This window comes from Flavobacterium bomense (assembly GCF_003970355.1).
Map to the genome: position 1 here is coordinate 483,475 of NZ_RYDJ01000001.1, position 19,830 is coordinate 503,304.

Annotated in this window: 16 protein-coding genes; 11 read left to right on the forward strand and 5 right to left on the reverse strand. The window is 35.2% G+C overall.

Annotation, left to right across the window (positions count from 1 at the left end):
* Positions 1–6: 6 nt before the first annotated feature.
* The 5 genes from recO to EKL98_RS02150 all read left to right on the forward strand — a co-directional run bounded on the left by recO (position 7) and on the right by EKL98_RS02150 (position 6,192).
* A complete protein-coding gene (recO, locus tag EKL98_RS02130; protein ID WP_126561421.1) occupies positions 7–720 on the forward strand; it encodes a DNA repair protein RecO in 714 nt (237 codons plus the stop codon).
* Positions 721–1,135: 415 nt separating this feature from the next.
* Positions 1,136–1,339, forward strand: coding sequence for a helix-turn-helix transcriptional regulator (locus tag EKL98_RS02135; RefSeq protein WP_126457642.1), 204 nt, complete (start codon positions 1,136–1,138; stop codon positions 1,337–1,339).
* Positions 1,340–1,655: 316 nt separating this feature from the next.
* A complete protein-coding gene (ileS, locus tag EKL98_RS02140) occupies positions 1,656–5,120 on the forward strand; it encodes an isoleucine--tRNA ligase (protein ID WP_126561422.1) in 3,465 nt (1,154 codons plus the stop codon).
* A 6-nt stretch (positions 5,121–5,126) separates the two neighbouring features.
* Complete coding sequence (locus EKL98_RS02145; protein WP_126561423.1) at positions 5,127–5,507, forward strand: TraR/DksA family transcriptional regulator; 381 nt, start codon at positions 5,127–5,129, stop codon at positions 5,505–5,507.
* Between the two features lie 85 nt (positions 5,508–5,592).
* Positions 5,593–6,192: a lipoprotein signal peptidase gene (locus tag EKL98_RS02150; protein WP_126561424.1), complete on the forward strand. Its 600-nt coding sequence runs from the start codon at positions 5,593–5,595 to the stop codon at positions 6,190–6,192.
* 66 nt (positions 6,193–6,258) lie between these two features.
* On the opposite strand, the gene EKL98_RS02155 is transcribed toward EKL98_RS02150, so the two are convergent.
* The 5 genes from EKL98_RS02155 to EKL98_RS02175 form a co-directional block, all read right to left on the reverse strand.
* Entirely contained in the window at positions 6,259–6,456 is a 198-nt protein-coding gene (locus EKL98_RS02155) for a hypothetical protein (protein WP_126457638.1), read from the reverse strand.
* Between the two features lie 36 nt (positions 6,457–6,492).
* On the reverse strand, positions 6,493–7,056 hold the full coding sequence (locus tag EKL98_RS02160) for a 5-formyltetrahydrofolate cyclo-ligase (protein WP_126561425.1): 564 nt from the start codon (positions 7,054–7,056) through the stop codon (positions 6,493–6,495).
* A 10-nt stretch (positions 7,057–7,066) separates the two neighbouring features.
* The gene (locus tag EKL98_RS02165) at positions 7,067–8,047 is read right to left on the reverse strand and encodes a succinylglutamate desuccinylase/aspartoacylase family protein (protein WP_126561496.1); all 981 of its coding nucleotides are present in this window, start codon (positions 8,045–8,047) and stop codon (positions 7,067–7,069) included.
* Between the two features lie 288 nt (positions 8,048–8,335).
* Positions 8,336–8,980 carry a hypothetical protein gene (locus tag EKL98_RS02170; RefSeq protein WP_126561426.1) on the reverse strand — a complete coding sequence of 215 codons (645 nt, stop codon included), beginning with the start codon at positions 8,978–8,980 and terminating at the stop codon, positions 8,336–8,338.
* 7 nt (positions 8,981–8,987) lie between these two features.
* Positions 8,988–10,691, reverse strand: a complete 1,704-nt coding sequence (locus EKL98_RS02175; RefSeq protein WP_126561427.1) for a hypothetical protein — start codon at positions 10,689–10,691, stop codon at positions 8,988–8,990.
* A 349-nt stretch (positions 10,692–11,040) separates the two neighbouring features.
* Here EKL98_RS02175 and uvrC point away from each other — a divergent pair, with 349 nt between their 5' ends.
* The 6 genes from uvrC (at position 11,041) to EKL98_RS02205 (ending at position 19,814) form a co-directional block, all read left to right on the forward strand.
* A complete protein-coding gene (gene uvrC / locus EKL98_RS02180; protein ID WP_126561428.1) occupies positions 11,041–12,840 on the forward strand; it encodes an excinuclease ABC subunit UvrC in 1,800 nt (599 codons plus the stop codon).
* Between the two features lie 74 nt (positions 12,841–12,914).
* Positions 12,915–15,113: a patatin-like phospholipase family protein gene (locus EKL98_RS02185; RefSeq protein WP_126561429.1), complete on the forward strand. Its 2,199-nt coding sequence runs from the start codon at positions 12,915–12,917 to the stop codon at positions 15,111–15,113.
* A 189-nt stretch (positions 15,114–15,302) separates the two neighbouring features.
* Positions 15,303–16,460: a homogentisate 1,2-dioxygenase gene (locus EKL98_RS02190; RefSeq protein WP_126561430.1), complete on the forward strand. Its 1,158-nt coding sequence runs from the start codon at positions 15,303–15,305 to the stop codon at positions 16,458–16,460.
* Between the two features lie 195 nt (positions 16,461–16,655).
* A complete protein-coding gene (gene hppD / locus EKL98_RS02195; protein ID WP_126457633.1) occupies positions 16,656–17,816 on the forward strand; it encodes a 4-hydroxyphenylpyruvate dioxygenase in 1,161 nt (386 codons plus the stop codon).
* 292 nt (positions 17,817–18,108) lie between these two features.
* Positions 18,109–18,879 (forward strand): DUF3108 domain-containing protein, encoded by a 771-nt coding sequence (locus EKL98_RS02200; RefSeq protein WP_126457632.1) that lies wholly within the window; start codon positions 18,109–18,111, stop codon positions 18,877–18,879.
* Positions 18,879–19,814 carry a tryptophan 2,3-dioxygenase family protein gene (locus tag EKL98_RS02205; RefSeq protein ID WP_126457631.1) on the forward strand — a complete coding sequence of 312 codons (936 nt, stop codon included), beginning with the start codon at positions 18,879–18,881 and terminating at the stop codon, positions 19,812–19,814. The genes EKL98_RS02200 and EKL98_RS02205 overlap by 1 nt, the downstream gene beginning before the upstream one ends.
* Positions 19,815–19,830 lie beyond the last annotated feature (16 nt).

The following is a 19,830-nucleotide window of genomic DNA, read 5'->3' on the forward strand; positions in this document are numbered from 1 at the left end:
AAAATTGTGCTCGTAAAAACCAAAGCCATTGTTCTTTCATCTTTAAAATTTCAAGAAAAAAGCTTAATTGTGAAATGCTTTACGCTGTCACATGGCTTGAAATCGTACTTCGTTCGGGATGCTTTTTCGAGTCGAAAATCAAATCAAAAAATTGCTTATTTTCAACCTTTGACGATACTCGAAATTGAAGCCGTTCATAAAAACAAAGGTACTTTAGAAAATTTCAAGGAAATAAAAATCGGGACTCCTTTTCATTCGATACATTCGGATATTTATAAAAGCACGATTGTAATGTTTATTTCCGAAATGCTACACCATTCCATTCACGAAGAAGAGGCAAATGAACATCTGTTTACCTTTCTGGAAACCGCTTTGCATTGGCTCGACAATCACGATGAAATTGCTAATTTTCATTTGATTTTATTATTGGAAACCACAAAATATCTGGGTTTTTATCCGGATATTTCTGATATGGACATGCCTTTTTTCGAAATGAACGAAGGTGTCTTTACGCCTTTCAATGCCATCAGTTCGCTCACGGAACATGAAAGCAATTTGTTCAAAAAACTAATCGATTTGAAATTCGATACCGATCAAAAAATATTCCATGTCATCGAACGGCAAATCATTTTAAGAATACTGATCGATTACTACAGTTTCCACTTGGATGGTTTTAAAAAACCAAAATCATTGGACGTTTTGAAAGAGGTTTTTTCATAGGACAAAAAAATTCTTCATAATTTAATTTTGCATCAAAAAGTAAAGTATATTTATCTTTTAATCAACTTTGTTGTTCTTTATGGAAAATAAGCTTTAACTAATTAACTTTATGGAATCAAAATCAAAACAAAAAGGAAAAGTTTAAAAAACACATAGGTTGCTAACTATTTAAAATCATTGATATGAAGTATATAAAATTAATTTTGATTTTGATTTCAATAACTATTATTTCGTTACAATTATTTACGGACTACAATATTAGCAAGTGGATAAAAGCAGCAGGATACCTAATTCTTGTCATGCTATTTTTTTTAGAATATCGTAACTCAATAAAAAATACGAGGAAATAGCAGTTAACTATTAATGTTCTTCGTTGTCATATTGTTGAATTTTAGTAATTTAAAAAAGGTGTGTAATGAAGAATAGATTAAAAGTAGAACGCGCCATTTTAAATTTAACTCAAGAGGAATTAGCGGAGAAAATAGGAGTTTCAAGGCAAACTATAAATTCAATTGAAACCAATCGCTTTGTGCCATCAACAGTTCTTGCGCTAAAATTATCAAGGTTGTTTGGAAAATCAGTTAATGATTTTTTCGAACTGGATGATGATGACAAATAAGGGTTAAATACCTCAATTTGATAAGAAATTGTATTTAATACAAATTCTTTCAAAACAAATTCACTTTAGAAAATTGCAAAGCCATAAAAGTTTCAAGAAAACCAAAATCGCTGGATGTTTTAAAAGAAGTTTTTACCTAGAAATTCGGGCGTGACCCTACGTAAAAACTTCGGGTCGGGCTGTTCGTTCCAATCTTTTATTTCGTAAACTTCATAAAGGGATTTCCTCTTCCATCCCTCACGCAAAAACTCGTAACTCATAACTCATAATTCAGAACTATTCCTTACTTTCGCACCTCGATTTAGAAAAGGATAAAATGAGCACAAAATTTACTGAATACAAAGGACTTGACTTACCAACTGTAGCGTCAGAGGTACTTGATTTTTGGAAGAAGGAAAACATATTCGAGAAAAGTGTAACCACTCGTGAAGGAAACACCCCATTCGTGTTTTTTGAAGGGCCGCCTTCGGCAAATGGATTACCGGGAATTCACCACGTAATGGCACGCGCCATTAAAGATATTTTTTGCAGATATAAAACTCAAAAAGGGTTCCAGGTAAAGCGTAAAGCCGGCTGGGATACGCATGGCTTGCCGGTGGAATTAGGAACCGAAAAAGAATTGGGAATCACCAAAGAAGATATTGGAAAAACCATTTCCATCGAAGAATACAACGAAGCGTGCAAAAAAACCGTAATGCGTTATACAGACGTATGGAACGATTTGACCGAAAAAATGGGCTATTGGGTTGATATGGAAGATCCGTATGTGACCTATAAATCCAAATATATGGAAACGGTTTGGTGGATTTTGAAACAAATCTACAACAAGGATTTGATGTACAAAGGCTACACTATTCAGCCTTATTCCCCAAAAGCAGGGACAGGATTGTCATCTCATGAAGTCAACCAACCAGGAAGTTATCGTGATGTAACGGATACGACTGTTGTGGCACAATTTAAAGTCCTTTCCCCAACCCTCTCCAAAGGAGAGGGAGCTGAAACTGAAAATTCGGTATCAAAGGCTTTCGGACTCGACTCCCTCCCCAAAGGGGAGGGCTGGGCTGGGGATTTTTATTTCCTCGCTTGGACGACAACGCCTTGGACATTGCCAAGTAATACCGCTTTGACTGTAGGTCTAAAAATTGAATATGCTTTAGTAAAAACATTCAATCAATATACATTTCGTCCGGCAACATTGATTTTGGCTAAAAAATTAGTTGCAAAACAATTCGGGAAAGGGTTCTTTGAAAGTACAGAACCTGCTGATTTTGAAAATTTCAAAGAAGGCGACAAGAAAATTCCGTTTCAGGTTTTAGCAGAATGCAAAGGAGCTGATTTAGTTGATATTCGGTACGAACAACTAATGCCATTGGTGCTTCCGTATCAAAATGCTGAAAATGCTTTTAGAGTAATTTCAGGAGATTTTGTAACTACCGAAGATGGAACAGGAATTGTACATACCTCACCTACTTTTGGTGCTGATGATGCAAGAGTAGCAAAAGAAGCTACGCCAGAAATCCCGCCGATGTTGGTGCTGGATGAAAATGGAACTCCGGTTCCATTAGTAGATTTACAAGGAAAATTCACCTCACATGTGGGCGAATATGCCGGTAAATATGTGAAAAATGAATATTACAACGACGGTGAAGCGCCAGAGCGTTCAGTAGATGTTGAAATTGCCATTCGATTAAAAGAAGAAAACAAAGCCTTCAAAGTAGAGAAATATGTCCACAGTTATCCGCATTGCTGGAGAACCGATAAGCCGATTTTATATTATCCATTGGATTCCTGGTTCATAAAAATCACGGAGGTTAGAGACAGAATGTTCGAACTGAACGAAACGATTAACTGGAAGCCAAAATCGACTGGAGAAGGACGTTTTGGAAACTGGATAAAAAATGCCAATGACTGGAATTTATCGCGATCCAGATTCTGGGGAATTCCATTGCCAATTTGGAGAACTGAAGATAAACAAGAGGAAATCTTAATTGGTTCTGTTGAAGAATTATACAACGAAATTGAAAAATCTATCGCTGCAGGTTTTCAAAAAGAAAATCCTTTTAAAGGTTTTGAAATTGGAAATATGGCTGAATCCAATTACGATTTAGTTGATTTGCATAAAAATGTAGTCGACGAAATCACCTTGGTTTCTGCTTCTGGAAAGGCAATGACACGTGAAGCTGATTTGATTGATGTTTGGTTCGATTCTGGTTCCATGCCTTATGCGCAATGGCATTACCCTTTTGAAAACAAAGATAAAATAGACGCAAATAAGGATTTTCCTGCTGATTTCATTGCTGAAGGAGTGGATCAAACGCGTGGTTGGTTTTATACTTTACATGCCATTGGGACATTAGTTTTTGATAAAGTTGCCTATAAAAATGTAGTTTCTAACGGATTGGTTTTAGACAAAAACGGACAAAAAATGTCTAAACGTTTGGGCAATGCCGCAGATCCATTTGAAACATTAAAAGAATACGGTCCAGATGCGACGCGTTGGTACATGATTTCGAATGCAAATCCTTGGGACAATTTGAAATTTGATTTAGAAGGAATTGCGGAAGTTCGTAGAAAATTCTTTGGAACCTTGTACAACACGTATTCGTTTTTTAGTTTGTATGCTAATATTGATGGTTTCAAATATGAAGAAGCAGAGATTCCATTAAGCGAAAGACCGGAAATTGACCAATGGATTATCTCTGAATTGAATACCTTGATAAAAGATGTAGATACCTATTATGCAGATTATGAGCCAACTAAAGCGGCTCGCGCAATCTCTGAATTTGTTCAGGAAAATTTGAGTAACTGGTACGTTCGTTTGTGCAGAAGACGCTTCTGGAAAGGGGAATATGCACAAGACAAAATCGCGGCATATCAAACTTTATATACGTGTTTGTTAACCATAAGTAAACTTGGTGCGCCAATCGCTCCGTTCTTCATGGACAAACTTTACAGAGACTTAACTGTAGCAACACAGTCGGAAAAATATGACAGCGTACATTTGGCCGAGTTTCCAATTTCGGTTGAAAACTATGTTAATAAAATGTTGGAGAGCAAAATGCAGAAAGCACAAACCATTTCATCATTGGTTTTATCACTCCGAAAAAAGGAAATGATCAAGGTGCGTCAGCCGTTGCAAAAGGTAATGATTCCGGTGCTTGACGACAATCAAAGAGCCGAAATTGAAGCTGTTTCTGACCTGATAAAAGCAGAGGTAAACGTGAAGGAAATCGTACTTTTGGATGATGCTTCCGGTGTTTTGGTGAAACAAATCAAGCCTAATTTTAAGGCACTTGGACCCCGTTTTGGAAAGGATATGGGGTTGATTTCTAGGGAAATACAAGGGTTTTCTGCGGCACAGATCAGCCAATTGGATAAGGATGGAAGCCTAAGTATTGTTATTGCAGGAAATACCGTAATTTTAACACAAGAAGATGTCGAAATTACCTCACAGGATATTGAAGGCTGGTTGGTAGCAAACGCTAACGGAATAACGGTTGCGCTGGACATTACAATTTCACCAGCATTAAAACAAGAGGGAATTGCCAGAGAATTAGTAAACAGAATTCAGAATATTCGTAAAGATTCCGGATTTGAAGTTACGGATAAAATTAAAGTGCAACTGAAGAGAAACGGACTTTTAGAGCAGGCAATTTTAGAAAATGAAGCCTATATAAAATCAGAAACACTGACCAGTGAATTGGTATTTGTAGATGAAATAACAAACGGTACGGAAATAACATTTGATGAAATAAAAACAATGATATTAATTTCAAAATAATATAAGATGACAGATGAAATCACAAGATATTCTGATACTGATTTAGCAGAATTCAAAGAGATAATCCTTGGGAAAATTAAAAAAGCACAGGCTGATTTAGATCTGATAAAAAGTGCGTACATGAATGATTTAAATAACGGAACTGACGATACTTCTCCAACTTTTAAAGCCTTTGAAGAAGGAAGCGAAACGATGTCTAAAGAAGCAAACTCTCAACTGGCAATTCGTCAGGAAAAGTTTATTCGGGATTTGAAAAATGCCCTTTTCCGTGTCGAAAATAAAACGTATGGAGTGTGTAAAGTCTCAGGCAAATTAATCGGGAAAGAAAGATTGAAAATTGTCCCTCACGCTACAATGAGTATTGAAGCAAAGAACCTGCAACGATAAACTACTAGTTAAACAATATTTAACGCTCCATTGGGAGCGTTTTTTTTGATTAAATTGCTATTTTTGCGCCATTAAAATTTATAAAATGTCATTACGAAAAGCCTATCTCCTTATTTTTATTTTACTGCTTGTTGATCAAGTCACTAAAATCTACATCAAAACTAATTTTATCTTAGGGGAAGAAGTCGAAGTATTCAAATGGTTCAAAATCCTTTTCATTGAAAATGATGGAATGGCATGGGGAACAGTAATTCCGGGGGTTTACGGAAAATTATTTTTAACCCTTTTTAGATTGGTTGCTGTAGGCGGAATTGGGTACTGGCTATGGGATTCTATAGAAAGAAAAAATAGTTCTAACTATCTAATTGTTGCCATTTCATTGATTTTGGCAGGTGCTTTTGGGAACATCATCGATTCTGTTTTTTACGGAATTATTTTTGATGACAGTCAGCAAGAAGTCGCTACTTTATTTGCGGATCAACCGTATGGAACCTGGTTTCACGGAAAAGTGGTAGACATGTTTTATTTTCCTTTTTGGCACGGAAATCTACCCAGCTGGTTGCCTGTTTGGGGCGGAAAAGAATTTACTTTTTTCAACGCTATCTTCAATATTGCCGATATGGCGATTTCAACAGGAGTTGGAATCTTGATTTTTTTCAACAAAAAAGCTTTTCATCACGAATAGGTTCGACGTTTTTTATAACATACAAAAAGACCTGTTCCTGATTTGAGCAAGTCTTTTTTGTTTGTATTAATTTTTATTGTGTCCGGGGGCATATTGTTTAGCGCTTTTCCCGCCATATATTTTTTTTGCTTGACCTGGAGGTAGTTTTTTAGCTTTATAGGATGATCTGCTGGTTCCAGTGTGAATACTGCAGCTTGAAAAGGAAACTGCAAAAAGGATGACCATAACGCTTACGGCAAATCTTGAATTTTTGAATGTTCTCATAAGTTAAGTGGATTGTATCAGTTACAAAAGTACGGATTAAAATTTATAAACTTGATTCGGAGTCACACAGTAATCCAGTTGTATATCGCCTTCAAAAATATCGGTAATCAATTCTTCGGGTTCGAAGAAAGAAAGTCCAATTTTGATTGCATCCGGTTTGCACTCTGATAAAAATTTGTCATAAAATCCTTTGCCGTAACCCACCCGATGTCCTTTTTTGTCGAAAGCCAAAAGCGGAACAAAAATCACATCGATTTTAGTAGAAGGAACTTCAATACCATCTACCGGTTCGGGAATGTTATATTTATTTTTTTTGATTCGGGTATTATCAGTCAAAAGAAAATGCGTCATCTTTCGGGTGGCAAAATCAGCTTTGGAAACAATAATCTCTTTGTCTTTTCCGGATAATATGTGAAGAATAAATTCTGTATTGACTTCCTTTTGTTCTGTTATGGGTAGGAAAATATGAAAATAGGTTTTCTCCCAAAGAGGAAGTGTGAGTGTTTTATTGGCTACAGCCAAACTCTTTTCCTCGATTTCATTTTCTGAAAGGGAATTTCGTAAGGCTTTGTATTTTTTTCGTAACGCAGTTTTGTCCATTTTAATAATTTTATTCTCCTTCTTCTCCAAAAGCATTCGACAAATGATAAATGGCATCGCCTTCATACACAATCGGGGAATGATTGGCATTTATGATATAACCGTCGTTTGGCGCTTTTACTTTTCGCTCAAACTTTCCGAACGGATCAGTTATGGTGGCAAGAATAGTTCCTTTTTTTACAAATTTCCCAATAGTGTCGTAATCATGTAATAATCCGGAGCATTTGGCTCGTATCCAGCCTGATTTTTCAATATAAATGGTGTCGGATTTCTGATGAACTACAGTATGTTTTGGGTCCAGCATATCAAGGTGCGAAAGCAGACGTTTCGCTCCATTTATACCTTCATCGGCGATAGCGTTATTGATATCTAATGACTTTCCGCCTTCAAAAAGCAACATTTTGACATCCATTCTTTCACTGGAACTCCTAAAGGATCCCATTATGTTTCTGGAATATAAGGTGAAAGGCGCATTAAAGACATCGGCCAGAATTTTTAATTCCTGATTGTTATGCGTTATTCTAATTTGTGGTGCGTTAAAACGGCTGGCTCCACCGGCATGAAAATCGACGGCATATTCAATCAGAGGCATGATTTCAGCTAAAATATAAAACGCAAATCGGCTGGCCAATGAACCCGTTTTGCTTCCCGGAAACACGCGGTTTAAATCCCGACCGTCTGGAAATTCTCTCGATTTATTTACAAATCCATAAACGTTTATGATTGGAATACAAATGATTGTACCTTTTTTTGGCTTGTTGATTTTTTTGTGAATGAGCTGTCGTACGATTTCGACGCCATTGATTTCGTCGCCATGAATTCCTGCCGAGAAAAGCACTATGGGACCTTCAAACTTTGAGCGTCTTACCATAATGGGGATGTTCAGTTTTGTTGTGGTGTGTAGTCTGGCAATTTCGACATTGATCGTTTTGCTTTCGCCAGGAATAATGCTTTCGCCAAAAAGAACGATAGGTGTGGTATTGATTTTCATCATAAGTTCTTGAAAGGATAAAAATAAGGATAATAACGAATTAGAAACTAAAATTCTGATAAAAATTTTGCCAGAACGATTTCAAGAGTATTGATTTGTATTTCGGGATTTTTGAGATTAACTTTGTTATATGAATTCAACAACTTTAGCATTACAAATTCTAAGTAGCGACAAATTTTCCTAACCTTCGTTCACTTTCATTTGTATAGTAAAACTTAAAAACTGCGCAAAGATCCAGAGTCCTTTGCGCAGTTTTTTTAGGGTTTACTTTGTTGAGCTAGTATTTATTTACCAAGTAGAATTAGGATCATAATAATACGAATCTATTTCCCATTTTCCTATTTTATTTTTCTTCATTAAAGCAGTAAATCTGTCCATTGTTTTCCATCCAAGATTAGCATTAAAAGTTATAAATGCATTTTTATCATTAATTATTAATGGAGTTGACAAGTTAAGAATTAAGGTTTCAGAATACTTTTTGTAATTATTTTCTTTAATACTTTTTGTTAACTCACTCGATTCTATAATTGAAACATTAATCGAAGTAAAATCCGAAACTTTCCAATTATGTGCTATAGTATTAACTAAAGTATCCTTTATATTTTTTATTTGTACTTCGTTAAGAATCCAATCTTTATTAGTAGAATTTTTTATAGGTAAATACCTATCTTTATAACAATATTCATAGATGATTAATGAAGACAATCTGCTAATTCTTTCTTTAATAATACAAATTGGATAATTTTTATAAGATTTGTAACGATCTTTTTTAAGTTCTACCTCTAAAAAATCGTTAATAATATCACCTTCTATTTTTGTAATATCACTTTCCTTTACAATTGAATTTATTGTTTCAGAGAGATCTCTGTTGTTTTTTTTAACTGAACAGGATAACGCTAAAAAAACTATACTGATTACCAATACTTTTTTCATGACTTTATTAATTACAAGGTTGACCCATCGGGTTTTGTTGATTTGTAGTGCCTAGACCCTGAGGGTTGCCAGTTTGTTCACAAGCATATCTATTTATTATTCTTTCTCTATTAGGGTTTCCAACGGGTAATAAAGTGTCAAAAATCGAAGTTCCATATAATCCCCCCCAAGCTAAATCGTCATAAACTTGTTGAGGGAACCCCGGTTGGAATTCTTGTAATGCGGCAGCTATTGCATTTACATAACTATTGGCTATTTCTTCATGGTGTAAATCAGGTCCTATTGGAAATTGGTTTACTACTGCGGCGTTAAACAAAATAGGAAGTTCGTTAAAAGAATTGGTTGCTCCCATATTGTAATCATCAACCAAACTGAAAAAGTAAGCATGTGCCATTTCGTGTAATAATAAAGCAGCAATAAATAATTTCGATTTCCCATTATAATCGGGGTTTACATACATTGTATAATTATATTTGGTTCCAAGTGTTGTTCTGCCTGTATTGGCGGGTGTTGTTACCTGTTGTAGTTGCCCATTAACCATTACACTATTATGTTCCGTCTTTATAGTCGTATTGTAAATAGAGTTGTCAGCACCAAGTTTGGCAAATACATTTGCAAAATCACAATTAGTAGTGTTTTTTATTTTTTGAAATACGTCTTTACTACAAGGATCGAGTAAAGCGTCATCAATATTTTTTTCAATTAAAAAAGGAGTAATAGAATTGAAAACTGTTGGATTATCGAACTTTCTAATTCGCATTTCTTGTGCAAAATCAGCGCTTTCTTGCGACCAATTTTGATCAATTTGATATTGTATGGTTTCGTTAAAGAAATTCATATTTTCTTTATTGTAAATCACACTATAAATCACACGGTACGCAAATTCTCTGCTTTCTACAGAAACATTGTACTGCTCTAAATATTTAACTAGTAAAGGATTAGCAACCACAACGGCATATTCTTCTTCTGTTAATTGATAAAGAAAAGACAAAACCTCATTATTAAAACTCAAACTATTTCCACTACCACTGGTTGCGCTTTGACCCGCAAAAGCGTCTGGAGCAGAGATGTAATTTATAGCGGGAGCACTATTGCAAGTTGTTGTTATTAAAAATTCGTAATAACCATCATTAATAAGATTATCGCCGCATTTTACACCTGGTGCATGATTTCCGCCGTTTGTACAATTATGTACAATAGTTGTTACATTTGTCGTGCAGCTATTACTTTTAGCAGTGTTTTTGGATGTTTTTCGACCATTTTGAGCAACCCCGTTTGTAAATTGAGTTTGTACAATTACAGTATGGTAAATATCGAAAATTTGAAATGTACCTGTAAAAGTTTTCTCGTCAAAAACAGCAATAGGATTGGTGGGAGTAAATTTTGCTATACCTGCTTTTTCAACGGTTTCTTTCTTGGTAATTATTAAAAATGAAAAAAATGGTTTTTCTTTTGAATAATTGTTTAGTAGTAGGGAGTATGTCGTGTAATCGTCTTTTTTAATAATTTTTATAAAGTTGGTATTATTTTCTTTTGTTTTCTGCTGTTTTTCTGCTGTAAATTCTGGTCTCGCATTGTTTTTTGCAAAAATCTGGATTTGAACAGTATTAATTTCAGAGACTACTTCTTGTAAAGGGATCTTTTGTGAAGTTATTTTAAATTGCGTTGCAATTGCTTCATCATACAATTCTTCGGTACAACTTGTAAACATACTAATCACAAGTAATAGTATGGGTAATAGTATTTTTGGTTTCGCTGTTTTGCTGTTTCATAAATTAGTAAGGTTTAAATTAATAATTTATAAAGTTAAGATAATAAAGAATAGATACTATACCCACTTTTAATGATTTTTCAGGATTGGCTTGATTTTCAATTAGTAAGTAACGGTTTGTCACTACTGATGGTATAATTTAAAGCATTTGATAGGTAACTTAATAAAACGATTTAGGTCTAACGGTCTAAACGTAATGAAAAATAAATGGAACATTCAAGAAATGAAATAAAGTGCTATTCTAAAAATCAGATTTGTATTTCGGGATTTTTGAGATTAACTTTGTTACATGAATCCAACAACTTTAGCCTTACAAATCCAAACCTTACCTGATAATCCAGGCGTATACCAATATTACGACAAGGAAGGGAAAATTTTGTATGTAGGCAAAGCCAAAAATTTAAAAAAAAGAGTTTCTTCGTATTTCAATAAAATTCATGACACGGCCAAAACCAATGTGCTCGTTAAGAAGATCGTGACCATAAGACACATTGTGGTTCCTACGGAAACCGATGCCCTTTTACTAGAAAATAACCTAATAAAAACCTTGCAGCCGCGCTACAATGTGTTATTGCGGGATGATAAAAGTTATCCGTGGTTGTGCATCAAGAAAGAACCTTTTTCGCGCATATTTGCGACTCGGAGAATGGTCAAAGACGGGTCGGAATATTTTGGGCCGTATACTAGTTTCAAGACCGTAAGTACTATTTTAGAACTGATCAAAGAGTTGTATCCGCTTAGAACTTGCAATTATGATTTGAGTAAAAGCAATATCGAAAGTGGAAAATTCAAGGTGTGTCTTGAGTATCATATTGGTAATTGTATGGGGCCTTGCGAAGGATTAGAAACTTTAGAAAATTATCAAAAGCAAGTGGATGCGATTCGCGAAATCCTGAAAGGGAATTTCAAGGAAAGCATGAAGGATTTCAAGCGGGTGATGACCAATCTGGCCGCCGACATGCATTTTGAAGAAGCACAAAAAATAAAAGAGAAAATCGAAGTGTTGGAGAATTACCAGTCGCGTTCCACGATTGTAAATCCAAAAATTACGAATATTGATGTCTTTTCGATTGTATCGGATGAAAGTGCGGCGTACGTAAATTTTCTACAAATTTCGCACGGTTCGATTATTCGTTCACACACGATGGAAATCAAAAAGAAACTTGACGAAACCGATGAAGAATTACTGGAATTAGCAATTATTGAACTGCGGGAACGTTTTCAATTGCTGTCGCGTGAAATAATCGTACCGTTTCCCGTTGATTTAGGGGAGAATATAAAAGTAACTGTTCCGCAATTGGGAGATAAAAAGCAAATTTTGGATTTATCCATTCGCAACGCTAAGTTTTACCGAATTGAACAACTCAAACAACTGCAAATTGTAGATCCAGACCGTCATACAAAAAGGATTATGGCACAAATGCAAAAAGATTTGCGATTGCCTGTAGAGCCAAGACATATTGAATGTTTTGACAACTCGAATATTCAAGGAACAAATCCTGTAGCGGCTTGTGTGGTTTTTAAAGATGGAAAACCCAGCAAAAAAGACTACCGCCATTTTAATATAAAAACAGTCGAAGGACCGGATGATTTTGCTTCAATGACCGAAGTGGTTTATAGAAGGTACAAACGATTGCTGGACGAAAAGGAACCGTTACCGAATTTAATAATTATTGACGGTGGAAAAGGGCAATTGTCATCAGCACTGAAGAGTCTTGATGAATTGGGTCTTCGCGGAAAAATAGCCATAATTGGCATTGCCAAAAGGCTCGAAGAACTTTTTTATCCGGGTGATTCTATTCCGTTATATTTAGATAAAAAATCAGAAACCCTTAAAATAATCCAGCAATTACGCAACGAAGCGCACCGTTTTGGGATAACGCATCACCGGGACAAAAGGAGTAAAGCAGCACTGAATTCTTCGATAGAATCCATTCCCGGTATTGGCGAAAAAACGATGCTGACCTTGATCCAACACTTCAAAAGTGTTAAAAGATTGAAATTAGCAACAGAAAAAGAAATTTCGGACGTTATAGGTGTGTCTAAAGCCAAAAAAATTACCGAATTTTACAAGGCAACAAATCAATGATTAATCTAGAGTATCTAAACTTGGACAAATAATACCCAATCGCGTCCAGTTTTAGTACTGCCAAATTGCTGCTTATGAAGAAAATTGCACTAATATTTCTTGTTTTTACTAGTTTGATGGTGTTTTCGCAGGAGCAAAAAAGACCCAAAGTAGGATTGGTTTTAAGCGGTGGTGGTGCAAAAGGATTTGCTCATATAGGAGTCCTTAAGGTGTTAGAAGAAGCGGGTGTCAAGATTGATTACATAGGCGGAACCAGTATGGGTGCAGTTATTGGAGGGTTGTATGCTTCAGGTTACAATGCAAACCAGATCGATTCTATTTTTCAAGCGACCGATTTCAATGAATTAATAAATGATTTTATCCCCAGGTCTTCCAAGAATTTTTATGAAAAAAGAAATGACGAATTGTATGCTTTGGTTTTGCCGTTTGACAAATTCAAAATAGGAATTCCAGAAGCTTTGTCTAAAGGGATCTACAATTATAATTTATTGAGCAGAATTACCAGAAACGTAAGACACATAAAGGATTTTAACCAGCTTCCAATTCCTTTTTTATGTATTGGAACTAATATTGAAACGGGAGAGCAAGTCTTATTGAACAAAGGGAATCTGGCACAGGCCATGATAGCCAGTTCCGCATTTCCTTCCTTATTTTCTCCGGTGGAAATTGACGGAAAAATTCTGGTAGATGGAGGCGTTGTTAATAATTATCCCATTGAAGAGGTGCGAAAATTAGGTGCGGATATCATTATAGGAGTTGATGTTCAAAATGATTTATTAGACCGAACAGAACTCAAGGATGCTACTAAAATTTTAGTTCAAATCACCAATCTTCAATCTATAGAGCGAATGAAAAAAAATGTAACGGATACTGATATTTACATTAGACCAGACGTTACACAATATGGTGTGATCTCATTTGACAAGGGAAAGGAAATAATAAGAAAAGGGGAAGAGGCAACATTTGGGATTTATGAGCAACTCAAACAACTTGTTGATGCGTCCAATCCCTACACGAAGCCCAAGTTAAAACTACTGTCAGACAGTCTTCAAATAAGAGCAATAAACAGCAATGAATTAAAGAATTACACGAAAGAGTATGTCATAGGGAAGCTAAGATTTAAGCCCGGAGTAAAAACGTGCTATGATGATTTATTAAAAGGCATTAATAATATCAATGCAACCAAAAATTTCAGCTCTATCTCATATTCATTGGAACCTAATAAAAGGGGTGTAGACCTGAACATAAATTTAGAAGAGAATTCAACAAAAACCTATTTAAAATTTGGCCTGCATTATGATAATTTATTCAAAAGTGGCGTTTTGGTAAATTTGACCCGTAAAAAAACACTTTTTAAAAATGATATAGCCTCTCTGGATATTGTTTTAGGAGATAATATTAGATACAATTTAGATTATTATATCGAAAATAGATTTAATTTGAGTTTTGGTTTTAAATCTTATTACAACCAATTTAACAGGAATGTAGCCAAAGAAATAAGCAGTACAACGTTTAATAATCCGGATATAAATTCGATTAATGTAGATTTTACGGACTTGACAAATCAAGCGTATTTCCAGTCTTTATTTGTTCAAAAATTTCTGATAGGAGGCGGAGTCGAGCTCAAATATTTAAAAATAAAATCAGAAACACTCGCCAATGTAGATCCAATAATTGACAACAGTAATTACTTCAGTCTTTTTGGCTACATGAAATTTGATTCTTTTGATAATAAATATTTTCCTAAAAAAGGATGGTATTTTACTGGTGATATTCAAACCTATTTGCTTTCGTCCAATTACACGGGCGATTTTCAACCGTTTTCTATTGCTAAAGCAGATTTTGGTGTAGCCGCAACTTTATTTAAGAACGCTACAGTAAAATTCCAAACCGATGCCGGGTTTTCTTTTGGTCAGGAAAGCGTTGCTTTTTTTAATTTTATTTTAGGAGGATATGGATATAATCCGCTTAATAATTTCAAATATTTATATGGATACGATTATTTAAGTGTGGCCGCTAATAGTTATATAAAATCAACAGGAACGATAGATTATGAGTTTTATAAAAAAAACCACATCAATTTTTCGGCAAATTTTGCTAATATTGGAGATCGGATTTTTGAGACCGTGGATTGGGTTTCAATTCCAAAATATTCTGGCTATGCCGTAGGATATGGTTTAGAAACAGTCATTGGACCTATAGAAATAAAATATTCCTGGTCCCCGGAACAGCCTAAAGGATTTACATGGTTTAGCATCGGGTTTATGTTTTAATTGTAATTTATTTGAATTTTAATTCCGATATTTGTTATTATGAAAACAATTTGGAACGGTTTGTTAGGATATCTGCAATTCCTCATTAAGAGGAATCCGGAATAGATTGTATTTTTTTTGATTTAATTAAATAAGTTTATTTCGATAAAACGATAAACTTTTAAACTTTAACTTTTAAGCAAAAAAATCATGCCTTTATACCATAAATTGGGAAAATTTCCCCAAAAAAGACATACTCAATTTGAAAAGCCTACAGGTGGTTTGTATTACGAACAGCTTTTTGGAACGGAAGGTTTTCATGGCCATTCCTCATTACTATATCACGTTCACAGACCAACACAGGTAAAGGAAATTTTAAAATCCTATTCAGTAGAACCAAAAATTGCCATTGGAAAAAACATCAAATCATTACTTTTAAAAGGTTTTGAGTTAAAGCCGGAGAACGATTTTCTGGACAGTCGTAAAGCCATGTTGATCAATAAAGATTGTATCATAGGATTAGCCGCACCCAGACAATCATTACGCAGTTATTTCTATAAAAATGCCGATGCCGATGAAATGATTTTCATTCATAAAGGGAAAGGAAAATTGCGCACCATGATGGGAAATATTTCTTTCGAATATGGAGATTACTTGATTATTCCACGTGGAATGATTTACCAAATTGATTTTGAAACTTCGGAAAATAGATTGTTTTACGTCGAATCATTTGCTCCTTTTTACACGCCAAAACGCTATAAAAATGAATCAGGTCAACATCTAGAACATTCTCCATTTTGCGAGCGCGACTTTATTTTGCCAACAGAATTAGAAACGCACGATGAAAAAGGTGATTTTCTAATAAAAATCAAGAAAGAAGGAATGATGCATGAATTCGTTTATGCCACACATCCCTTTGATGTAGTAGGTTGGGACGGTTATAATTTTCCATACGGATTTAGTATTCATAATTTCGAACCTATAACAGGTCGGGTACACCAGCCACCACCAGTGCATCAGACTTTTGAAACTTCAACTTTTGTTGTTTGTTCGTTCGTTCCACGATTGTACGATTACCATCCAAAATCCATTCCTGCGCCTTACAATCACAGTAATATAGATAGTGATGAGGTTTTGTATTATGTAGATGGGGATTTCATGAGTCGCAACAATATAGAGCAAGGTCACATTACACTACATCCAAAAGGGATTCCTCACGGACCGGCGCCAGGTGCTATGGAACGCAGCATTGGTCATACAGAAACCCACGAATTAGCGGTTATGGTTGATACCTTTCGTCCCTTAATGGTCACCGAAGAAGCGATGGGATTGGACGACGGTCAATATTACAAATCTTGGGTCGAGTAATTAGAAGCTATTTCCTGCTGTACGCTTTATCTTTTCCTGGCTAAAGAAGCCAGAAAAAGGATGCCGTTTCCATCAGGGCTAGGGCTTTAGAGTAAACAACAACATAATTTTAAATTAATACATCCGTGTACATCTGTTTTATCCGCGTCAACCGCGTTCCAAAACTAGAGATGCCGAATCAAAAAATAAATCACAATGAGCAAAGAAGTAAAATCAGTAGAATACGGACTCGAAAAAATATTTGAAGGAGCACAAGATTTCCTTCCGTTATTAGGAACCGATTATGTAGAATTCTACGTAGGAAATGCAAAACAATCCGCACATTATTATAAAACGGCTTTTGGGTATCAGTCTTTGGCGTATGCAGGATTAGAAACCGGAGTGCGAGACAGAACGTCGTATGTGTTAAAACAAGATAAAATCCGCATTGTATTAACTACGCCATTAACACAAGATTCTCCAATACACGAACATTTAAGAAAACATGGAGACGGCGTGAAAGTTGCAGCGCTATGGGTAGAAGATGCCACCAGTGCGTACGAAGAAACCATGAAACGTGGTGCGCGCTCTTTTATGGAGCCTACGGTAGAGAAAGACGAATTTGGAGAAGTAGTACGTTCCGGAATTTACACTTACGGAGAAACGGTACATATTTTTGTAGAGCGCAAAAACTATAATGGTGTTTTCCTTCCTGGTTATAAGGAATGGAAATCCGAGTATAATCCGGAACCAACAGGATTAAAATACATTGACCACATGGTAGGAAATGTGGGTTGGAATGAAATGAATACTTGGGTTAAGTTTTATGAAGACGTGATGGGATTTGTAAATTTCCTTTCTTTTGATGACAAACAAATCAATACGGAATATTCAGCATTGATGAGTAAGGTAATGTCAAACGGAAACGGAAGAATCAAATTTCCAATCAACGAACCTGCTGAAGGAAAGAAAAAGTCACAGATTGAGGAATATCTGGACTTTTATGGTGGACCTGGAATTCAGCATATCGCAATAGCAACGGATGATATTATCAAAACCGTATCGCAATTGAAAGCCAGAGGAATTGAATTTTTGTCCGCTCCTCCACATACCTATTATGAAGCCATTCCGGAGCGATTGGGAGATCACATGAAAATGATGAAAGAAGATTTAAACGAAATCGAGAAACTAGCCATCATGGTAGATGCCGATGAAGAAGGGTATTTGTTGCAAATTTTCACAAAACCGGTGCAAGACAGGCCAACCTTATTTTTTGAAATTATACAAAGAATGGGAGCCAAAGGTTTTGGAGCGGGGAACTTTAAAGCGCTATTTGAATCAATTGAGCGAGAACAGGAATTGCGAGGAACGTTGTAAAAAAGCATTATTTTTACATATTGTGAAAAAATAACTAATAAACAACATGTTTTTTTGTAAATGTTGTGTTAAACTTTTTTTTTAACAAAAAAAAGTGGATTTGTTAACTACCTTTGCACTCGCAAAAAGGGAAGGGGTGGTTTCCTTCCTGATTTCATATAAATTTCATAGTTTATAGTTTTTTGGTTAGTTAATAGCATAAAAACTCAGTCATTATTTGACTGAGTTTTTTTGTTTTGATATATTTGGAACAAAATTTGCTAATAGAGTCAATAAACAGACAAATTAAGTGATGAAAAAACTATTCTTATTCTTTGTGTTGATTATAACAGTAAGCTTTGATTCTCCTCAGGAAGATGCTTACGGAGTGGGTGAGTGGTTCAAATTCAGGATACACTATGGAATAGTCAATGCCGGTTATGCCACGCTGGAAGTAAAAGAGGCCATTTTAAACAACAAAAAAACGTTTCATGTTGTTGGTAAAGGATACACCACGGGGATGTCTCGTTTTTTCTTTAAAGTAGATGATTTATACGAAAGCTACATTGATAAGGAAACAGGAAATCCGTACCAGTTTGTTCGAAAAATTGATGAAGGCGGCTATACTAAAAATCAAGAAGGGTTTTTTGACCAATCTACAAACAGAGTTGTTGTAAAAGATTATAAACATAAAACCGAAAAAACACTTTACATTCCAAAAAATACTCAGGATATTCTATCGGCCTTTTATTATTTAAGAAACTATCCTAGTATCGATAAATTAAAAATTGGAGAATCAGTGGCAATCGATATGTTTTTTGATGATGAAACTACTAAATTCAAGCTAAAGTTTATTGGACGAGAAAATATTACCACTAAATTTGGCGTTGTTTCAGCTATGATTTTTAGACCTTTGGTACAATCAGGACGCGTTTTCAAAGAGAAAGAAAGTCTTACTGTCTGGATTTCGGACGATGACAATAAAGTACCGCTGAGGATAAAAGCCAGTCTGGCAGTAGGGTCAATCAAGGCAGATATTGAGGGATACAGAGGATTGAAAAATCCTTTTAAAACAAAAAAATAATGAGTACTAAAGACAATTCAGAAGCTATTTTAAAAGAAATTGAGCTTAAATATGATGCGATAAATCAAAAAACAGAAACACAGCTCGAAGGAGTATTATGGTCTAAGCCAATCACCTATTGGGATTATATTCAGACAGATGCCCTGTTGAATCTTCAAATTCAGAGAACGACGCTTCCGGACGAAATGGTTTTTATCATGTATCACCAGGTTAATGAATTGATATTTAAAATGATTCTCTGGGAGATGCGGCAAATTTCCTATTGTGAAAGCATTAATACAGTATTTTTCACGGAACGATTAATGCGAATCAGCCGTTATTTTGACATGTTAACCACCTCTTTTGATATTATGGGAAATGGAATGGAAGTGGAGCAATACATGAAATTTAGAAATACACTAACTCCGGCCAGCGGCTTTCAAAGTGCGCAATACCGCTTGATAGAATTTTCATCAACAGACCTAATAAATCTGATTGATTACCGTTATAGAGATACCATTGACCGGAATACAACGTATGAGTTTGCACTGGAACATTTGTATTGGCAAGCAGCCGGAAAAGAGTATCACAGCGGTAAAAAATCATTTTTACTGGAGGAGTTTGAAAAAAAATATAAGAAGGAATTCTTAGCCCACATGGAGGAATACAACACCATTAATATTTGGCAAAAATTCAAACAATTACCGGAATCAGATCAAAAAAATCCAGAACTAATTCAAGCCATGCGTCATTATGACCATACGGTAAATATTACTTGGGTAATGCAACACCTTAATACAGCAAAAAAATATATTGATCAAAGTGGAAAAGGCGATGGAGAAGCTACTGGCGGGAGTGACTGGAAAAAATACATGCATCCAAAATATCAAAGAAGAATTTTCTTCCCGGAATTATGGAGTAGCCACGAATTAGAAAATTGGGGAGTAGAAATGTAGATTGAATAAAAAAAAA